Annotated in this window: 21 protein-coding genes; 5 read left to right on the top strand and 16 right to left on the bottom strand. The window is 44.4% G+C overall.

The genetic code is table 11. The features are described from left to right. Positions 1-136: 136 nt before the first annotated feature. Positions 137-1453, top strand: a complete 1317-nt coding sequence (locus tag E5260_RS13815) for an ammonium transporter (RefSeq protein WP_003643760.1) — start codon at positions 137-139, stop codon at positions 1451-1453. Between the two features lie 329 nt (positions 1454-1782). Here E5260_RS13815 and E5260_RS13820 read toward each other — a convergent pair whose 3' ends face one another. The 5 genes from E5260_RS13820 to E5260_RS13840 all read right to left on the bottom strand — a co-directional run bounded on the left by E5260_RS13820 (position 1783) and on the right by E5260_RS13840 (position 6564). Next, entirely contained in the window at positions 1783-3228 is a 1446-nt protein-coding gene (locus E5260_RS13820) for an MFS transporter (protein ID WP_003641924.1), read from the bottom strand. Continuing rightward, entirely contained in the window at positions 3225-3767 is a 543-nt protein-coding gene (locus E5260_RS13825; protein ID WP_003641923.1) for a PadR family transcriptional regulator, read from the bottom strand. Before E5260_RS13825 ends, E5260_RS13820 begins: the two co-directional genes overlap by 4 nt. Positions 3768-3993: 226 nt before the next feature. After that, positions 3994-4266, bottom strand: a complete 273-nt coding sequence (locus tag E5260_RS13830; RefSeq protein WP_003641922.1) for a hypothetical protein — start codon at positions 4264-4266, stop codon at positions 3994-3996. Between the two features lie 378 nt (positions 4267-4644). Further along, complete coding sequence (locus E5260_RS13835) at positions 4645-5736, bottom strand: ABC transporter ATP-binding protein (protein ID WP_003641921.1); 1092 nt, start codon at positions 5734-5736, stop codon at positions 4645-4647. Positions 5737-5748: 12 nt separating this feature from the next. After that, complete coding sequence (locus E5260_RS13840) at positions 5749-6564, bottom strand: ABC transporter permease (RefSeq protein WP_003641920.1); 816 nt, start codon at positions 6562-6564, stop codon at positions 5749-5751. Between the two features lie 594 nt (positions 6565-7158). Between E5260_RS13840 and E5260_RS13845 the strand changes: the two genes are divergently transcribed. Then, positions 7159-8325, top strand: coding sequence for a hypothetical protein (locus E5260_RS13845; protein WP_003641919.1), 1167 nt, complete (start codon positions 7159-7161; stop codon positions 8323-8325). A gap of 175 nt (positions 8326-8500) precedes the next feature. On the opposite strand, the gene E5260_RS13850 is transcribed toward E5260_RS13845, so the two are convergent. The 11 genes from E5260_RS13850 to E5260_RS13900 form a co-directional block, all read right to left on the bottom strand. Continuing rightward, entirely contained in the window at positions 8501-9676 is a 1176-nt protein-coding gene (locus tag E5260_RS13850) for a pyridoxal phosphate-dependent aminotransferase (protein WP_003641918.1), read from the bottom strand. A gap of 2 nt (positions 9677-9678) precedes the next feature. Next, positions 9679-10662, bottom strand: coding sequence for a ketopantoate reductase family protein (locus E5260_RS13855; RefSeq protein ID WP_003641917.1), 984 nt, complete (start codon positions 10660-10662; stop codon positions 9679-9681). Between the two features lie 20 nt (positions 10663-10682). Beyond that, entirely contained in the window at positions 10683-11345 is a 663-nt protein-coding gene (locus E5260_RS13860; protein ID WP_003641916.1) for a methionine ABC transporter permease, read from the bottom strand. Further along, on the bottom strand, positions 11338-12366 hold the full coding sequence (locus E5260_RS13865; RefSeq protein ID WP_003641915.1) for a methionine ABC transporter ATP-binding protein: 1029 nt from the start codon (positions 12364-12366) through the stop codon (positions 11338-11340). The genes E5260_RS13860 and E5260_RS13865 overlap by 8 nt, the downstream gene beginning before the upstream one ends. Positions 12367-12378: 12 nt before the next feature. Beyond that, complete coding sequence (locus E5260_RS13870; protein WP_003641914.1) at positions 12379-13218, bottom strand: MetQ/NlpA family ABC transporter substrate-binding protein; 840 nt, start codon at positions 13216-13218, stop codon at positions 12379-12381. A gap of 116 nt (positions 13219-13334) precedes the next feature. Further along, positions 13335-13493, bottom strand: a complete 159-nt coding sequence (locus E5260_RS13875; protein ID WP_154232148.1) for a hypothetical protein — start codon at positions 13491-13493, stop codon at positions 13335-13337. A 97-nt stretch (positions 13494-13590) separates the two neighbouring features. Beyond that, complete coding sequence (locus tag E5260_RS15560; protein WP_003643751.1) at positions 13591-13935, bottom strand: CHY zinc finger protein; 345 nt, start codon at positions 13933-13935, stop codon at positions 13591-13593. After that, positions 13932-14903 carry a biotin--[acetyl-CoA-carboxylase] ligase gene (locus E5260_RS13885; protein ID WP_003641912.1) on the bottom strand — a complete coding sequence of 324 codons (972 nt, stop codon included), beginning with the start codon at positions 14901-14903 and terminating at the stop codon, positions 13932-13934. The genes E5260_RS15560 and E5260_RS13885 overlap by 4 nt, the downstream gene beginning before the upstream one ends. A 37-nt stretch (positions 14904-14940) precedes the next feature. Next, positions 14941-15504 carry a biotin transporter BioY gene (locus tag E5260_RS13890; RefSeq protein WP_003643749.1) on the bottom strand — a complete coding sequence of 188 codons (564 nt, stop codon included), beginning with the start codon at positions 15502-15504 and terminating at the stop codon, positions 14941-14943. A 128-nt stretch (positions 15505-15632) separates the two neighbouring features. Continuing rightward, a complete protein-coding gene (locus E5260_RS13895; RefSeq protein WP_003641910.1) occupies positions 15633-15878 on the bottom strand; it encodes a hypothetical protein in 246 nt (81 codons plus the stop codon). Positions 15879-15943: 65 nt separating this feature from the next. Then, a complete protein-coding gene (locus tag E5260_RS13900; protein WP_003641909.1) occupies positions 15944-17356 on the bottom strand; it encodes a C69 family dipeptidase in 1413 nt (470 codons plus the stop codon). Positions 17357-18045: 689 nt separating this feature from the next. Here E5260_RS13900 and E5260_RS13905 point away from each other — a divergent pair. The 3 genes from E5260_RS13905 (at position 18046) to E5260_RS13915 (ending at position 20647) form a co-directional block, all read left to right on the top strand. Further along, positions 18046-18246: a hypothetical protein gene (locus E5260_RS13905; protein ID WP_003641907.1), complete on the top strand. Its 201-nt coding sequence runs from the start codon at positions 18046-18048 to the stop codon at positions 18244-18246. A gap of 12 nt (positions 18247-18258) precedes the next feature. After that, entirely contained in the window at positions 18259-19161 is a 903-nt protein-coding gene (locus E5260_RS13910; protein ID WP_003641906.1) for an SPFH domain-containing protein, read from the top strand. 169 nt (positions 19162-19330) lie between these two features. Beyond that, on the top strand, positions 19331-20647 hold the full coding sequence (locus E5260_RS13915) for an MFS transporter (RefSeq protein ID WP_003643745.1): 1317 nt from the start codon (positions 19331-19333) through the stop codon (positions 20645-20647). Positions 20648-20866: the final 219 nt, after the last annotated feature.

The raw sequence follows: 20866 nt of genomic DNA on the forward strand, positions 1-20866 counted from the left end.
ACATCAGCAGTTCCATAATGACACCAAAGCCCGTTTGTAAGTTTAATATTTAACCTAAACACAAAAAAAGAGTGCGTCACTCAATAATCAATGTTATAATTTCTAACATCAAATGGTATGGATAGGGGTTGGGAGTATGAACGCTGCAAATTCAACGTTTTTAGTGTTATCTAGTATATTGGTATTATTCATGACGCCCGGATTAGCATTTTTCTACGGTGGCTTAGTTTCCAAACGGAATGTCGTTAACACCATGTTATCCGTCTTCATGATTTGTGGCTTAGCAATCTTGTTATGGCTCGCATTCGGTTATTCACTATCTTTTTCCGGTGATTTAGGTGGCTTTGTCGGTAATCTCAAAGCCACTTGGTTGCATGGTGTGGACTTGACCGCGCTTACCGCGACAAAGATTCCCAACGGTTTATATCTCATCTTTCAAATGATGTTTGCCATTATCACGCCAGCACTATTTGTTGGCGCAGTGGTCGGCCGTATCCGTTTTAAATTCTTATTAACCTTCATCATCTTCTGGTCACTCCTCATCTACTATCCAATGGTTCATATGGTTTGGGATAACGGTTTATTAGCTAAACTTGGCGTCATCGATTTCGCTGGTGGTACCGTCGTCCACATCAATGCCGGTATCACCGCTTTAGTCTTATCAGCATTCTTAGGTGCCCGCCACAAGTATGGCAAGGATATGACCCAGCACTATAACATCTTATGGGTATTGCTGGGGACCGCTATTTTATGGATCGGCTGGTACGGTTTCAATGCCGGTTCGGCGCTTGCCATGAACGACATCGCCATCCAAGCCTTCTTAACCACGACCGTTGCCACCGCCACTTCCATGATGACGTGGATGGTCGTTGATATGCTAACCAAGGGCAAACCAACCCTAGTCGGTGTCTGCACCGGTACCCTTTGTGGTCTCGTTGCGATTACACCTGCTTGTGGCTACGTCACCATTTCTGGTGCCTTTTGGATTGGCCTTATCGCCACATTAACTAGTTACGGCTTCATTACGTTCATCAAACCACGCTTAGGTATCGATGATGCACTCGATGCCTTTGGATGCCACGGTGTTTCCGGCATGGTCGGCAGTATCATGACTGGGCTATTCGCTAGCAAAGCCGTTAATAACACAATTTCTCTAAACGGTCTTTTCTATGGTGGCGGCTTTAAATTATTCGGATTACAGCTATTAGCAACGATCTTTACCATTGGCTTTACTACCATCGTTTGCATCGTCATTATCGTACTATTGAAACGAGTCATCAGAATGCGCGTTGACGAACAAGAGGAAGAACTCGGACTCGATCAAGGCGAACACGGCGAAGTCGCTGACTACACCGTTCAAATGAGTCACGACTTGACGAACATTCAACACCATAGCGATGAATTTCGTGGTCAGTTAGCGCAACTGCTAGATAAGCAACAACGATTCCGATAATCGGAATCATGGGCGTAATATGCACAGGTTTCAGTGCGTTCGAGAAAGCAGTCGCATGGCACATTTCTATCAATGCTCAGTATCACAAGCGGGCATAAATCAGACGGGAGAAGACTGAGGATTAGCCTAACTAGGGAATTAAACGACGAGTTTGGCGTCATAACGGCGCTAATCCGAGTTTTTTTCAGTGAGCTTATGCCCTGGATCTTTAAAACAAGTCTGATTTAACCAGACCCCCTTTCAGCAACATCAAGGATGCAAGAATATAAAAACGTGTCGCAAGAAATCATCTCAGATTTCTCGCAACACGTTTTTTGATTTGCTAATGTTTACTTGGCAGGTGCCGTGCGTCGATGTTTTAGTAACCGCCCGCCAGTAATGACCGTCGCAACTAAACAAATCCCTAACGAGACCATGAACGCAATGTGCATACCATCAATAAAGATCTCCGGGTGAGCTGGCAGGTATGACGTAACCTTATACCCCGCTGATTGACTCATTGCCGAATATAGTACGGTCGTGGCAACCGAAATTCCAACAATCATGCCTAATTCACGTGCCAACGCGTTAATCCCGCCAGCAACGCCCAAGTCCTTGACCGCCACTGAACTCATCACGATCGAATTATTAGGTGCCATGAAGATACCATTGCCAAATCCAACTAATCCGACGAATAATAAGAAGAACCAAAGTGGTGTTGCTAGCCCCACAACCATGTAACCCACTTGACTGATTGAAATCAGGACCAATCCCACGAACGTTAACAATTCCGGTCCGATCTTGTCAGAAATCGTCCCAGCAATCGGGGCGACCACCACTTGTACGATTGGGAATACCATCAAGGCGTAGCCCGCATAGTTTGCCGCTAGCCCCCGAGCATTTTCTAAATAAAACGGGGCAATCACGTTAAAGAAAAAGTTCGCAATAAAAATTAATAACGCACATAAGACACTAATGCTAAAACGGGCATTCTTAAATAATTGTAGCGCTAGCAGCGGATTTTCATGGCGCAACTCGACGCGAACAAAAATAATCAGCGTCACAATTGCCACTGCAAACAAGGCTAAGATAACCGGCTGCAAGAACCCAATCTGTTGCCCGATAAACACACCTGCAAATAGTGCAACCATGAGTACGGCAAATAGCCCCGCCCCGGTCTTATCCAATGGTTGTTGCGTCGTCGTAACGTCTTTTGGCAAAATCATTGCACCTAAAATCATCGCCAAGATTCCCACCGGAACGTTGATCCAGAAAATATAGCCCCAGCTCAAATGAGCTAGGATCAAACCACCGATACCGGGGCCAGCAATACTCCCCAATGCAACGAATGAGCCAATCATACCTAGCGCCCGGCCCCGTTCCTTAAACGGGAAAACTTCGGTAATAATCCCGTTGTTCGTACTCATCGTCATTGCCGCTCCGACTGCTTGAATACTGCGTGCAATTAGTAGAAATGGCAACCCCACACTGAATCCTGACAATAATGAGCCAATAATGAATAGTAAGGACCCGATTTTAAACACCCGAATCTTACCGTAAATATCACCTAATTTACCAAATAATAACAATAACGCACAAATCACAATCAAATAAATTGAGACGACCCATTCCGCCTGATTCATTGGAATCGCTAAATCCTTACTCATGACTGGCAAGGCAATGTTCACAATACTCCCATCTAACGTTGACATGAACGTAAATAAACATACCGCAACCAGTATCCACCAGCGATGCTTTTGAATTTGTGGATCAGTCGCAAACGACATTGTTTTCATCCCTTAACTTCCCCTCCATTGCGCAACTGGCGGTCAAGCCAGTCTAATTGTGCTTGGGCTCGTACCCGTTGTAACTCATTGACCATCAACGCATCTTGAATATCAGCGGCAAGCATGTGGGTATTCGTCATCACCCGTTTGTGCTGCGCCGTTAAGCGTGCGACCTGTCCCCGTGCAAATTGCTGAAAATCCAACAAGATTACTTGCTGCTGATCACAACTTAATAAATGTAAAAAATTCAGCTTTATTTGAAACGTTAACTGCGTTTGCTTATTGAGCGCGACTGGCGTCATAACTAACTGCCAAAATTGCGTGCGACCAGCCGCTGTTATCGTGGCTAACTTTTGTGGCCGTTTATTAGTGGTCCGCTTAAACGCCAGTGTTAATTCTTCAGCCGCGGCTAACTTATCTAGCAACGGGTACAACGCACCAAAACTAATGGTTAATTCTGAACCAACTACGTTTACCAGCGCTTTACGCAACTGGTAGCCCGTCATCGGATGATCCATCAACTGTCCTAAAATAAACAATTCATACATTAAATTCACCAATCCTTCGCGCTGTTAAGTATATATATCTTTTAGATATATTGCAAGGTTCCAAACTGATTTTTTAATTATGCCCCTCCGTTACCGAATAACCCAGTTCACGTTTAATGCTAGATTAAAACGGCTAAACATCAGTGCTTCTCAAATCGATTTTTAGGCAAAAAAATAGCACCTCTCAGGACGACATCATCGTTCGAGGTGCTATCTCATTTAATCATCACTTATGTTTCGATTTTTTATCCTTAATAAAGAAGTACCCGAATACTAACATGACCCCAATAGCCGGTACATCTAACGCATTAAAGGGGTTCTGAAATTGCGGTGCGGCCAAAATCACCAATATTGCGACAAAACATAGCCCAATTAACCACCACCCGTATTTTTGAAAGAAACGGATAAAGGTACTGTCTGGAAATTTGAATTTGATATATTGTAATACCAATATTAATAGCACATAGGCGACAACATTTAAGAATAGTGGCGTATCCATGATATGACCCCCTTTATGCTCTAGTATTAAGATAACCCACCAAATGGTATTCCAGGCGGAAAATAATCTAATGCTTATAACGAATATAACTAGATTGCTGAAGCATTACAAAAAATCAAGCTTAATTTAACCCGAAACCAACTCATAAATTGTGCATTGAAGTTTAGACATTTTCCTTTCAAATCGGTAGTACGGTCAGCCCAAGCTCGTCCCCTCGAATAAAAGCATCAGCGGCCCCCAGTCCGAATAATGTGCGACGTTGTATTGTACTTTATTCCAACCAAAGCCGTCTTGAATGCACACAAAAAATGGGTGATTGCCATCGCAATCACCCATCGATATTAATGTTAATTTAATGCAACCACTAACCAGCCGCCGTCACTTACTATTGAATAAGACTGACTGACTTTTAATATAATGATTGACTGGATGTAACAGTACTGTCGGATTCTCAATCGCCGAAGTAACCGAGTGACCTGAAACATTCACTAACGCAAAGAAGACGAACAGGACAATTGCCACTAACATGACGAGCTTGGTGGCAATCGTCATCTTTTCTGGCAAGATTTGCTTGTATAGCGTCCGATGAACTTGACGGCTAACTGCCTGCTTACTCTTATCGCTATCCTTAGCCTTTTCTTCGACTAATTGTCGTTCATAAGCGACAATGTCAAAGTCCGCTTGTTCCTTCTTCTTACCGACCTGATACTTCTTACGATAAGCCGCCGTTTGCGCTTTGAAATCCTTAGAAAATTTCCGGTAATGATCAACAGTTTCCTTGGTCTCGCCGACTTCTAAAAGATCCCCAAAGTGCATCCAAGCGACCCGGTCACAAAGCAATTCTACTTGCCGTAAATTATGGCTGACAAAGATAATAGTCTTCCCTTGCTTCTTGAATTCCATAATCTTATCCACACATTTTTGATAGAAGGTGTCATCACCAACCGATAGTGCTTCATCAATAATCATGATGTCGGGATTGATATGCACCGCAATCGCAAATCCCAATCGTGACCGCATCCCGGTCGAATAGTCCTTAACTGGTTGACCAATAAAATCACCAATATCCGCGAAATCAACAATATCATCACGAACCGCTTGGATCTCTTTAATACTCAACCCTTGCATGAGTCCTTTCAACCGAATGTTTTCATCACCGGTCAAATTCCACTTTAAGCCGGCTCCGATTGAAATAATGGACGTATCACCGTGCACATCCACTGTCCCAGTCGTTTGAGGAATGATTCCCGAAATGATATTCGAAATCGTTGACTTACCAGAACCGTTGATTCCGATAATACCCAACGCTTCACCTGGTTTAACGTTTAAGCTGACCCCTTTTAGCGACCAAAACCGCGGGACATCAACATTACCAATGTTAAAAAAGTGTTTTAACTTATCGTTGTTACTACGATATAAATCATATTCTTTAGTGACATTATGCAATTCAACCTTATATTGATTTTCCATCAGTTCCGCCTCCTAAATCAAATCCACAAAGTTCGAACGGAACTTGTTATAGAGATACGTTCCAGTCAGAATCACAACGAGATTGAAGAGCCAAAAGACAATCGTCAACGTGATATTAGGCTGTTGCCAGATCCAACCACGATTAAGCAACGATTCCCGCATTCCGTTGAGCACGTAGTAGAACGGATTTAGTTCTAGTAGGCGCACAAAAACTGCGGGGAAGTTAGACGTTGTAAAGTTAAATAGCACCCCACTCATATAGAACAGCATCCGCAATACGGATTGAAGCGTGATATGCCAGTCACGAATCAGAACACTGACCGTGGCATTAAAAATCCCAAGTGAATACATTAATACGATCATACAACCAAAGTAGTAGATAAATTGAATCCAAGAAACTGAGGGCCAAATGCCATTAACGAACATCAGGAAGATTCCAAAAGCAATCATCGTCCAGAAACTATATAAGTTACCATAAATTTTAATTGACGGTAATACGTTGACTGGGAATTTCATCTTTGAAACTAACCCAACCTGACGATAAATGCTAGAAGACGCGTCCAGCGTCGTTTTGTTCATGTATAACCATGGTGCAATCCCGACAACCATCCATGGTAAATACGGGATTCCTGGCATCGGATCGCCACGTTTTAACGCGACCCCGAATACTAAGTAATAAATTCCGATTTGAATCAGTGGGTTTAGAAATTCCCACGCTAACCCAAGGTAATGGCTTTGGTATGTGGCCCGATCATCATACTTCGCCATTCGCCGAATAATCTTGAAATTGGCGAACTGATCGCCAATCGTCTTAAACATCGTAAACATAGTGCACTCCTTAAATGTATGTCGCAACACGATCAAGCGCCTCTTGAAAGGTCATGACAGATTTACGGTCAAGATAAACCGCAGACTACATTATAACGATAAACCTCGTTAATAGCACCGAAAATAACATTTTTTATTAAATATTTACCTATTATCAATAGATACTTATTGACCGATACTCCTATTTCACAAGTAAAGAAAGCCCTTACATTTGTTGTGTTTTAAAAAAACCGTATGCGTTTATTTTGGCAATCATCATTTGAATATCGAATTGCACTTTAAGATCACTAGCTGTGAACGCATCATCGGAACACTATTTTTTATGTAGCGATGACCAGCACCGTGTTGTGTTGCACACATACCAAACAGCCGCACTCAATGCCGGTGACAGCGTCCGGGTGCAAGCGAAAACGGTTTTAAATTTGCAGAACAAGGCCCTTCTAATGAGATGAGCGACCTGAATAGCACGTGAGCATCCGTTTACTTACCTAGTCATAACACACTTACCAAACCAGCTGAATAATGACTTATAATGGCGTCTTCACCTCAAAAAGTGCTATGATGAGGGAACATTAACTAAGGGGGTTAGACACGATGAGTTCAATTATTGAGAATTTACAATTAGCCGCACAACAGGTTCACCTCATCAACCTATATCAAGCCAATAGCGAAGTGGTTTACACCGGCTACATCGACCGTCTGGCACCTGATGGCGTTGTCGTGAATACTTACGATGATGCTGGGCTCCAGGACGGCGCCGTCTTCATGCGCTACGACGTCATTGATGAAGTTGAAATGATGAGTGAAGACCTTGATAACATGGCCTTTCGCCTTGAAAATGCAACTACTGAAGGTTTGAACAGTGTGCCACAACCAACCGTAGCTTTAGACGATCAACGGCCAGTCCTAACACAGTTAGTCACCCAAGCCCAAACCGATCATCAAGTTGTGCTACTAGTCCTCGAAGACAACGAAAATTATTTAGAAGGTCAGGTCCAACAAGTCACTGACCAAACGATTACCTTTAAAACTTTTGACAAATTTAACTTTAAAAACAACGGGCAACAGGAAATTCCATTGGCTGCTATTCAGATCTTAGAGTTCTGCGGCAATGAGCTCTTATTGGAAAGCGCCTTTGTCAAGACCATCCATACGCATCGAGCAACCATCAAAGTTAGCGAGTTTGACGACGTTGATCATAATTTAAACAACGCCTTAAATGAGCACCAACTGATTGCAATTCGGTCAGCGGACGGGTCTGACATGTTCTTTGTTGGCTTCATTAACGCATTGAACGCTGATAGTGTCCTGCTCAATCTGATCGATATGACGGGCCAATTTGGGGGCTACACTCTTTGTCGCCGTTCACTAATTGAATCGGTGACAACCCAGTCCGACTATTTACAAACGATGCGTGGCTTTATTGAATTAAATCGCCAGTATGAGTTAAATGTTCAACCCGTCTTAAACGACGAACGGTTATTTGACGCCACAACTGATCTTTTTGATTCAATTTTGCGACAAGCCGCAACTTTCAATAACCTCGTTCACATCACGACAGAAAACCCCATGTTGCCAGCAATGACTGGCTATCCGGGAACGTTAACGAACGGGCACTTCATCTTCTATAACGTGGATGATGATAATCAAATTAATCATGTTGGCACGATGATCGAACTCGATCAGGTCGTTGAATTATCCTTTGGGTACATGGACGCGTACCTGTTAGAGAAGCGGTTAAAGAGCACCGGTAATTTATAATAATTCAATACCTCGAATCAAAATAACGCAACTGGCATTCACATGCCAGTTGCGTTATTTTGATACCGTTATTACAGCTCAATATTTCCAAGCAATCAAGAACGAGTTGCGCCCCCGTTGCATGAATTATGCTAAGCAAGTAACTGACTGTCATCATTAATGCTAAGAGGTCATCCTAACGATCGAATAAGTGCAGTTTTGCAATTCGCTGACAGGCTTCCGTGAAGCGGGGTTCATCAATCAAGAGGCCAACGCGCACATAGCCTTCGCCACCCGCGCCAAAGCCGTTGCCTGGCGCCACCGCAACCGCCGCTTTATCCAACAGCAAATCGGCAAATGCTTCACTGGTATACCCTTCAGGGACTGGCATCCAAGCGTAAAATGAGCCCCCTGATGGGTAGGGCTCCCACCCAATCTTGCGGGCTGCCGTAAAGAACTGATTACGGCGTCGTTCATACAGTCTAACCAGTTCGTGGACCGTCTGTTGGTCACTGTTCAAGGCTGCAATCGCTGCATCTTGAATGGCCGGAAAGACGCTGACAAACAGATGATCCTGAATCAAATTTAAGGCTTCAATCATGTCAGCATTACCAGCGGCAAAACCAACGCGCCAACCTGCCATGTTAAAGGACTTAGATAACGTGTACATCTCAATTCCAACGTCTTTAGCCCCCGGTGTCTGTAGGAAGCTCACTGGTCGCTGACCATCGAACCCAATTGCACCATAAGCAAAGTCATGAACGATACCAATCTGATGTTCATTTGCAAAATCCACCGTGTCTTGAAAAAACTGCGACGTTGCAACAGCACCAGTGGGATTATTCGGGTAATTCAGGTACAACAGCTTGGCCGCCGCAGCCACTTGTGGATCAACCTGCTGATAATCCGGTAAGAAATGATTGTCCGCTGTTAACCGTAGTAAAGCCAACTTCACCTGTGCCAACGTAATACCAGATAAATAGTCTGGGTAACCGGGGTCAGGTAAAATCATTGTATCGCCCGGATTTAGTAAGGCAAAGGGTAACTCGACCAACCCAATCTTACTGCCACCCAAAACCGCAATCTCAGTCTCCGGGTCTAATTTCACACCGTACTCGCGTTCGTAAAAATCAGCCGCGGCTTGTTTGAATCGCGGCAAACCTCGAAACAACGAATACTTGTGATCCGCGGGATTGGCAGTTGCAGTCTGCATTGCTTTAACAACAAACTCAGGGGTTGGTTGGTCAGGATTGCCTTGACCTAAATTAATCACATCCGCACCGGCCGCCGCTTTGGCATTGACCTTTTTGACCAGATTCGCAAAAAACTGTTTTGGTAATTGCTGCAAAATTTTGGACTCTTCAAATTTCAAAATTAGTGCTTCCCTTCTGTCAATGGTTTCAGGCTCGTAATATCAAACGTCCCAGCAAATTCGGCTAAGTGAACAAGATTCCGCAAAAAATCATGGGTCTTAGCTTCATAGTGGTATTGCACCCCTAAATCATAGAGATAACCATTGATATAATCAACTTCAGTGAGTCGGTGTTTTGTTATATCTTGATACATTGACGGAAAGTGCAACGGATTCGTCTCTCGACTAACGTATTCAATCGTCTGCCACTCTTCTTCTCGAGTATTCAGTAACGTGATCCCGGCCCGTTCACAAACGTCAAACGCTTCATCAATCAGTTGCCGGCCTAACTTTTGAGCTACTGGCGACTGAATAAACTCGCCCATTTGAATCTGGAACATCGTGCACAACGTGTTGATAACGGAATTAAAAATCACCTTTGCCAATAAGGTACCTAAAAAGTTCGTCGTCAAAGTCGGATTCAGGTGTGCTTTAGTAAATTCGGCAACGATTTGATGGGTCATTTCGTCAGGTTGTTCCGTTTGATTTGCAATATTCATTGAACCAGCGTTTGCCGCCCCGATAAAGTCGACATCACCAGCTTGCTTTAAGACCGTCCCAATCAAGGCCGTCCCGCCCAACACCTTCTCAGGCTTGAAGTATTGATTGATTTTTTCAATGTGGCCCATACCATTCATAGCGGTAACCACGTATTGCTGGTCATTGAAGAAGTGTGCTGATCGTGACAAAATCTCTGTCAACCCCATTTGTTTGGTGAAAATAATCAGAACATCCGGTTGACCATGGTAATTCTCAGGAGTGCTGATTCGAATCGGAACCAAGTGGCGGTTTTGACCATCACGAGCAACATAGACACCACCCTGCTGTTGAATTGTTTGGACCTGCTGATCCCAAGTATCGACAAAATCAACTTGATAGCCAGCTGCTTGTAATAAAACACCATAACGTAATCCCATGGCTCCCGCACCTAATACCGTATACTTCATGTTTATGCTTCCTTTCCTGACTATGAACGCGTGTAATGATCCGCAAGTCGATCACCGCACCACTGAACAATTTGCACAATCACAATTAAAATGACAATCACACTGACTAATACACCGGTATTATAACGGTTATAGCCGTATTGAATCGCTAAGTCCCCAATTCCACCAGCACCAATCGTTCCGACCATGGCCGAATAGCCTAGCAAACTGATCAAGGTCAAAACAACGCCACGGATGAGTGCCGGCAATGCTTCGGGAAATAGGACTTCCTGAAAAGTCAGCCAGAAGCTCGCACCAGTTGAGCGTGCTGCTTCAACAACGCCCGCATCGATTTCGGCAAAGGCCCCTTCGGCTAGCCGGGCAAAGAATGGAATAGCGGCTACCGACAATGATACTGCGCCACCAAGTGGTGTATAGGGATCACCAGCCACTAATTTGGCGAACGGAATCAAGACAACCATTAAAATCAAAAATGGCAGCGAGCGGATCGCGTTAATAATAAAACCGGCCACACTGTTGATAAGCGGGTGCGAGGCAAATAGCGGATTAGAATAGTAATACAGTCCTAATCCAATAATGGTACCAAAGACGATTCCGATAAAGCCTGAGATAAAGACCATTTTAGCCGTGTCCCACAATGCTGTTCCGAGATTTTGCTGTAATATAGTCCAAGTTTCATTCATTTACTTGCACCTCCTCCACATAATCGACGCGTCGCTGAAATAGCGCAATCGCTTGCTTAACGGCCTGAGTGGTACCCGTCAAATAAACGGCTAATACCCCAATGGCCCGTTCTTGAATAAACTCGATCCGTCCCTGAATAATGTTAATATCAATATCCGTTGCCTTGGCGATTTCAGTAATAATCGGGGTTAGTGAATCACTACCACGATAACGTAATGCTAATAACTGACCATCTGCGCGTGCGAGCTGTGCAGCGACTCTTGTCGGCAGTTGTGTATCTAGGAACCGGTTGACAAGCCGTTGCCCCATATCGGACTGGGGCGCTGCGAACAGGTCATACGTGCTCGATTGCTCCACTAATTGGCCCGCCTCCATGACAGCGACCCGGTCAAACAAGCTTCTGGCCACTTCCAATTGATGGGTAATAAAGACGATCGTAATATGAAGTCGCCGGTTGATGTCTTTCAGAATCTGAATGATTTCTTCGGCTGTTTCAACATCTAACGCACTGGTCGCTTCATCACACAATAAGACATCCGGATCATTGGCGAGCGCCCGTGCAATACCAACGCGTTGTTTTTGACCGCCAGACAACTGTGCCGGGTAATTGTCTTGACGATCTGCAAGTCCCACTAACGTTAGCAAATCTTGAATACGCGCAGGCTGCGCTTTTTCAGGATAGCCGCCCGCTGTCAGGGCAAACGCCAGGTTCTGTGCAACCGTTCGATTACCGATCAGGTTGAAATTTTGAAAGATGAAGCCAATTTTACGCCGCACGGACGCAATCTGACGCGCATTAGCTTTGGTCAAATCATGACCATCTACGATCACTTGTCCCTGACTCGGTGCCTGCAAATAATTGATTGTTCGGACTAAAGTTGACTTACCTGCCCCCGACAACCCCACGATTCCAAAGATTTCACCTTTCTCGATGGTTAGTGAGACATCCTTAACAGCGTGCACCGTCCGCTTCTTCTGCTGAAACGTCACATCAATATGTTTTAATTCAATCTGACTCATGCCCTTGACCTCCTATTGCCATGAAGCTGGTTTATCGAAATCCTTAAATTCCGACTTTGCAATCGCCTGCTTAAAAGCAGCACTTTTGAGAACCGCTTTGACAGCTTTGCCGAACTTAGAATTGCGTTGACTCGTCTTGACAACAAAGACTTCTTTGTAATCTTCCTTGAGCTTTTCAAGTGCCAGCGCTTTCGATGGTTTCAACTTAGCATTCCAGGAATAATTACCGGGAATCAAAGCAATCGTCACGTTACTCATCGACTGTGGTAACTGGGCTGCATCCAAGGTCTTGATCTTCAACTGGTGCGGATTAGTCACAATATCCGCCGTACTAGCCGTTGCGACGTTGATATTTTTCTTCAAAGTAATTAGTTTTTGCGCCGCTAAGAGTTGTAGTGCTCGAGCTAAGTTGGACGGATCATTCGGTAGCGAGACTGTATCACCGGACTTCAAATCTGATAGTGCCGTGATCTTCTTCGAGTAAATCCCCATCCCCAGCGTGGGCGTCTCGCCAATGGCCGATAACTTCAAGTGATTAGCTTTAGCGAAGGTCTTCAGATACAACGTATGTTGAAATAAATTAGCATCAATTTCCCCAGAATTCAGTGCCTTATTCGGTTGAACGTAGTCGTTGAATTCCTTTGTAACAACTTTATACCCCTTTTTCTCAAGTAATGGGCCGATAACTTTAGTCGCCATATCACCATAAGGCCCCGGAGCAACCCCAATCTTGACCGTTGTCAACTTACCCTGACTTGCTTGTGAACTACTGGCACGGCTGAACCCCACGATAGCCACCAAAACAACAATAATGCCACCTAAAGCTAACAACCACTTTGTATTTCTTCTCATCTTCCATACCCCGTTTCTCACTTTTTTACATGACAAAAAGTCGTCCCTGTTATAACTTATAACAAGGACGACTTTCGCCGCGGTACCACCTTAATAGCACCCATTTGGACACCAACTCATGCAGAACTAACTGCTGCGCTAACGGGCATTAACCGCGACCACTTAACATCACTGCTCACCGATCGTTCATTAGGAAAGACCATCTTCTCAACGCTTGCTGGGTCATCTTTCAGCACTTGACGACTCTCTGTTACCAGCTCACCATTGATACTCATCTCTCATGATATTTCACATTATGAGTTTTTGGTTAGATTATGTCAAGACTTTTATTAATATTAAATTAGATTGAATAAACTAGCACCATCCTCACTTTTACTGACACTTGGACTGTACTTCTCTCTCATCGATTAGAAAGTAAACCTTGTCATGCAACCGACACCGCGGGTTAAATGGCCGGTGACAGTGCGGGCATTGCCCCTCATGATACCGATCAACCGTCATTCGATAACGACAAGCACCACACATCACGGCTAAATCCGTCGGAGCGCTGGCCACAAAAGTATGCTGGCACAACGTATCATGGCACCGGTAACACGCGTAATAGTGTTGACATCGCCGACACCACAATGCCGCGATATCAGTTTCAAGGTGATAATGTTGGCACCGACCGGCAGCGTCTAAACCGATGCCGTAAATCACTGGTACCCACTCAGTCATACTGGTAACCCTACCCTGATCACTTCACCACTCGTAAATGTCCGCCGCTCCCCGGTCAACATGCGGACCACTAAGCCACCATGTTCATCGATATCTTCAGCCACCCCATTCACCACGGAATCGCCCACTTGAAGTGTCACTTGTTGACCCAACACTAATGATTTAGCCCGATATGCTGGCAAAAAGTCGGCCGTAGCGTAGCGTTTTGATAGCGCTACTAGTGCTGATAATAAGGCCGCTGCTAACCGATTGCGATCCACTGACATGCTCGGGTCGACCGCTTGGGCACGGGCTTGCAATTCCCGTGGAAAATCGGTGGTCGTTAAATTGAGCCCCACACCGACAATAAAGGCCGTTGCAGAAGTCGATTCTAATTCCAAACTTGCTTCCGTGATAATGCCCCCGACCTTATACTGATCAAGATAAATATCATTGACCCATTTCAACCCAAAGTTCTTATTAGGATAAAATTGCTGTAAAACATTCAAGACACTCACCGCGACACCAGTTGTCAGTAAACCCACATTGACCAATGCATTCGTGGGATTAGGAACAACCAAGCTAAAATACAGTCCAGTTTTGGCCGGTGAATAGAAGTCCCGGCCCAAACGGCCATAGCCAGCCGTCTGTTCGTCCGCGAAGAAGGCGGCAAACTGTGGCTGATGATGACTTAAAAAGCTCTTAGCTAGAATCTGAGTGGACGGCGTCTGGGCGACCACTTCAAGGGACCCCGTAAATTGACGTTGCCCATAGATTTGAATGGCTTTGGCATCCAAATTACGACTTCCCAGATAACAGTAGCCCCGGTTTTTACGACTCTCAATCTGGTGTCCTTGCTTTCTCAAAGCATTGATTGCCTTCCAAATGCTCTCACGACTACAGCCAACTGATTGGGCAAGCTGGTCCCCCGATTGCCACTCACCATGATGACGCAATAAAATTGTTAAGACTTGTTCTTTAGTTGTCATTATGACCTCCTGACCTGCCAATCACATTAGCTATTTACTAAGCTGGCAATCCAAAATCAACGATGGCCCGCACACGCCGGGCAATAAATACGGCCAAAGTCCCTTTAATGATGTCACCAGGAAGAAAGGCCACGTTCGACAGCAAGGCGGCCGTCAAAGTCATATGAGACTGAACAGCTAGCCAACTAGCACCGATTACATCAACAAATAAGATACCAGCCAACCAGACAATGCCAACTTCTAGCCACCAATAACCACTTGTCATCGCCCGAGTTATTTTGATCAACGTTCCAATCAGCATTGGTGCCAGCAACCAAGCAACGAGATAGCCACCCGTTGGCCCGAGAAAAATCGCGGCACCCCCACGCCCCCCAGATAATAGGGGTAGTCCCAGTGCCACTAATCCTAAGAACAATCCAACTGCGATCGTCCCATATTTGCGGCCAAGTAACTCGGCGGCTAAAAAGATGCCCATATTCTGCAACACAATCGGGACGGGAATAAAGCCCACTGGAATTCCCGGAAAGAAACCTAATACAATAATCAAAGCGGTCACCATCGCCGTCTGGGTCAGGTGTTTAATCGTCTGTCGATTCGTCATCATCGCACCCCTGTTAATCAATTTAAACGCTATTATAAAACAACAGTAACCCAATATCAACATCATGGGTTACTGTTTAGAAAATAAAAAATCCCATGACCCTTTTTACTGATCATGGGATGATTGAACTATTCTTTTGGAATACGCTTTTCAACGTGATATTGACGTGCTTCTGGTCTTGGCGTATCGGCTGTCAGTAAGTCATCCGCGTAAAAAACCGAATAACCGTGATCCTGTTCTAGCGGCCGCGCAATCATGAGTCCGCGCTTACGTCCGTGACGCGCATTATAAATATCCGCACTACGGAGCGCTTCATTGTAGTCATGCGATTCTGAAATTGCGTCACCAGGATTAAATAAGACATTTTCATCCATTTGCCATCAGCTCCTTGTCCTCTTAATAACCTAATTATACACGCTGATACCGTCATAACGAAAGTTTAAAGATTGATATCAACATTATAGGTTAGTTTCGAGAGCGTTAAACCTTTGGTGACTAATTGACCAATCAAAGCTTGGGCTTTATCACGCATCTTTGCGACCATTACTTTATCTTGTTCAGTCAAGAAAGCCGTTAACTCGTCACCAGATAACTTCGCCGCTTGTTCATCGGTCGCAGCCACAAATTGACCCAGTTCGATTCGACATTCTTTCAAATAATCAATATCATCCTGAACGAAATCAGCATAGTGTGATTCAACAATCATTGATAGTGTCCGGTAGAGCCAGTAAGCACTATTCATATCATGTTTTAGTGGTGTGTTCGCAAAACTAGGATCAGTTTCAGAAACGTTCGCATGGAATGGGAGGTATGGCGCAAAAGCTGGTACCCCAAATGTCATCCACATAATCGCGCTTTGTTCTGCTGGTACGTCATTCCGCACTTGCATAACGTGTGAATTCTGCGTCCGATTCATTGAAATTGGCCGAAACTTTTTAGCTTCTGGTGTATTCAAGAAGGGATCGTACTTCGTTTCGTTATAATGAGAACCCAGTACAAATTCAACGTCGGCAACTGAAATCTTCTTGGCTGCGTGACAAATGAACGGTAGCTCACTCGACTGTGGATCTTGTTCGATCTCTGGATTGAAATAACGTTGGCCGTACCAGACCCGGGGAGTATTATAATGCCGGTCTTTTTCATTATCAGTACCGAAGATATGACGGAAGTTAAAACCTTCCTTGTCAGGGTTCAAATGGTGTTCCGCAACAAATTCTTGAATACCATCAGACCACATAAAGTTATCGGGATCATCAAAATCAACCCATTGAATCGCAACTTGGTTGGCAGCCACCGCGTAAGCATCATCCGGAATCCGTTGTGCAACCCAGTGGTGACCAGTGACGATCTCCATGTACCACACATCATCTTTATCATTGAACAAAACACCGTTACCTTCTGGCGAACCATATTTAGCGATCAACTGGCCCAAGTATTCAACCCCACCACGAGCAGAATCAATGAACGGCGTGAGCATGGTTGGCAATGAATCTTCTGCGAGACCATTAGACACGAATGGGTCAAAAGTCAGCGTATGTTCATTACCATAAACACTTTCAGTTGAAGAAACACCAACGTTTTTTTCGTTAAAGCCATTTTCTTCAAAAACACCCTTTTCAGCGACTTCAATGTTTGGTACAGCTTGGTAACGGTAGCCATCCGCTGGAAGTGGTGCGGTAAAGCCATTCTTCCCAGAAGTTAACGTTTCGTTGCGACCATGAACGGCGGGATGGACGATAAATTTTTGCGGTGTAATCGGCATAAACGTATCATCATTGCGGGCAATCATCGTTGAACCATCAACGGTCGCCTTCTTCCCAACTAAAATTGTGGTACAAGCTTGTTCGTACATGCAAGCATCTCCTGTCTTTAATTTCCGTGATCATTATTAATGATACACGCTCTAATTTAAAAAGCCACCATTGCGAAAGCGCTGACAGATAATTCTTACGCAATTTTAATTGCCGATAAATTTATCAATAGTCATAAATCTTTTCGTAATCTAATCAATAATTCTTAAATTTGAAAAATCATCGTCACATTTTCTTCACAATTCGTTGTTAATATGTATCTATAGCAATTAAGGATCCCCCTCCAAGATTGCTACTATAATAATTAACATTCTTTTCATTTACTCCTCCAAAGTAATGAAATCCGTCAAAGCGTAACAACTTTGACAGCTTGATGAGCGGCATGTGAACGTCCCCCCGCTTATATGAATAAACGCTCATCAAGTTATCAGCATATGATTCCCCGTCATATGCTGACCTACTCCTTTTGACCTTCGTATTCCCGTACGAAGGTTTTTTTGTCGGCTTAAATACTTCAAGCACCCCTTTAACTCGCCAATCCCGTATTACTGAACCGCCCTCTAAAACGAGCTTATTCAATAGCTACTGGGCGATATGCAGCATGAATTCACCATTTATCGCCATACTTTATCAACAATCCAAAACTCACCCACTATTTTATAACGGCCCTATCAATCTAACCAAAAACAGCATATAATTTAATTATTATCACATTAAAGGTGGGTCATCTATGCAAGAGGGATACTTAGATCAGCGCTTAATCGGTCAGCGTTTCATTATCAAACCGACCGATCTAACTGACGGCGTCGCATTCTATGGCATCTTGTACCATTTGCACGCCGCAACACCACTGCACATCGGCGATACCGTTGAAATCACGGCCGTCAGTGCTCATGGTCTAACGGTAACGATTATCGCACCACAACAATAGGGGGAAATTATTATGGTAGGTATCATCGTTGCAATTATTGTCATTCTACTGGTCGTTTTAGTCCTAATCGCTTCCATCCGCATCATCACCCAACCGAACCAAGGTGTCGTCTTAACATTTGGAAAGTTCGAGCGCGTCATTAGTTCCGGCTTTCACTTTATTAAACCGTTCATCTCACGTGTCATCACCGTTAACACGGCTCAGACACCCGTTGATCTTAATCAACAAGTCGTTATCACCAAAGATAACGCTGAAATCTCAGTTAAGATTTCGCTTAAGTACCACGTCACTAATATTGAAGACTTCGTTTTTAAAAACGAAGACTCCGTTCGTAGTATGATTCAAGATACCCGCGCGGCACTGCGTGGTATCATTGGGAACAAAGAATTAAACGAAGTCCTGAATGGGACGCAAGAAATCAATGCCGCCCTCTTCAAGGAGATCTCCTCCGTTACGGCGGGCTACGGTTTAAATGTTGACCGGGTCAATATTGATTCCGTTAACCCTTCGGCAGATATTCAGGCTTCCATGAATAAACTCCTGCAAGCTACGCGGGAACGGGATGCCACCATCGCAACTGCTGAAGGTAAGAGTAAGTCAATCACACTGGAAAATGAAGCCAATAACCGGGCCTTATTAGCCACCAACAAAGCCCAAAACGAAGCTTTAGTGAATAGTGCAAAGGCGAAAGCAACAGCCGTTCAAACTGAAGCAGATGCTGATGCTTACCGGACGCGGATCTTAAACGAAGCCTTGTCACAATCATCCGAAAACTACTTTATCTTCCAAAACACGGAAGCTGTCAAAGCCTTAGCGGACGGCAATGCCAACACCGTTGTTTTACCAAACCAAACGTTAGATAGCTTGGGCTTAATCCCAGCACTCACCAAGGTCAGCAAATTAACAACTAAGTAGCTTTTAATCAGGACAAACAATGCACAGCCTGCAGGTTGACGAACGCCACCTGCAGGCTTTTTTCTGATCAATCTAAGACCTAATCAATTTTGTAAACCTTTCCGTTAGGTTTAAGCGTGCAACTAGGTTAGAATTAGATTGTGCAAAACCATACTTAGAGGTGTTAATATTGAAACAACCTTGGCAAACAGCTTGGCCGGAACGAATTAGTTATGGGCTCAGTGATGCCGCGGATAACTTAGTCTTTCAGATGATGACCACATACTTATTATTCTTCTATACCGATGTTTACGGCCTATCCACGAGTGCAGCGGCGATTTTATTTGTCGTTGCGCGCTTAGCCGATGTCGTTGAAAGTCTGATTATCGGCGTCATGATTGACCATACCCATTCGCGCTTCGGTAAAAGCCGCCCGTTTTTCTTATGGTACGCGTTACCCTACGTCTTGTTCGCCGTTTTGACCTTTGTGACCCCGAATTTCGGAGCAACTGGTAAACTCGTCTGGGCTTATGTGACCTATTTAGGGTTAGGATTCTTCTATACCGCCGTCAACCTACCAATCACATCGATTTTACCAGCACTCTCCCAGAATGAACGTGAATTAACCTTACTAGGCGTGATTCGTCAATTCTTCGGTAGTAGCGTTCAAATTATCGTCGCTGTCTTCACCTTGCCACTAGTTGCTTTATTTGGTCAGGGTGATCAGCAACGAGGTTTTTTACTGACAATCGTTCTATTTGGCATTATTTCGTTGGTCCTGATCCTCAACACCTTCTTCCAAGTCAAGGAACGCTTTAGTCAACCTGAGCGTCCGCACCAATCACTCAGTGCGGTGTGGGGCATGCTCAAGCAAAACCAGCCGTGGTTTATTTTATCCAGCGTGATTTTACTGTATTGGTTAACAACTGCCATCAAGAATCAAACGACCATCTACTACTTTAAATACTTGATTCAGCGTGAGGACTTAGTGCCAGTCGTTAACGGCTTTACGTTTGCGTCACTGATCGGGGTCATCTTAATTGTCCGGCTAGCCAACCACCACGGGAAAAAGAATACCATGTTGGCGGGTATCGCAATCGCCGCTGTGGGGCAACTGATCCTCGGTCTCGGGACAGCCATCAATCAACTGGCCTTCGTCTTCGGTGGTACGTTGATCAATGCTGTCGGTAACGGTCTCATCATTGGTTTGGTCTCAATCATGATTGCTGATACGATCCGTTATGGCACGGCGCTTGGCATTCAAGCAGAAGGTATTTTAGCCTCTACTGATGACTTCGGCGTCAATGTCGGCTTAGGACTTGGTGGCCTAGTCACCGCCGGACTCTTTCATCTAAGCGGCTACACGGCCAATCATGCGCAAAATATCGCCACTCAGCATATGATTACCCTGAACTATGCGTGGTTACCATTATTACTTTACGTGGTGATGTTTATCGTATTAATTTTTTACAATGAGCAGCAATTGCAAGACGCGATTAATGTTTAGTTATCCGTTCTTAACACCAAAATGAGGTCAGTGACCCTCGGCATTCGAGAATCACTGACCTCACTTTTTCCTTCATTCAATTGGATACCAACAGCATCCCATTAAGTTACGATTATTTTAACAAACCGCAAAATTAAAAATCACGCTACAATTGGTTCCCCGATAATAGCAACCAGAAAAGGGTACACTGACACTGGCACTCCCAGGTGGTAAGTCAGT

It is taken from the genome of Lactiplantibacillus plantarum (genome assembly GCF_014131735.1).
GTDB lineage: Bacteria > Bacillota > Bacilli > Lactobacillales > Lactobacillaceae > Lactiplantibacillus > Lactiplantibacillus plantarum.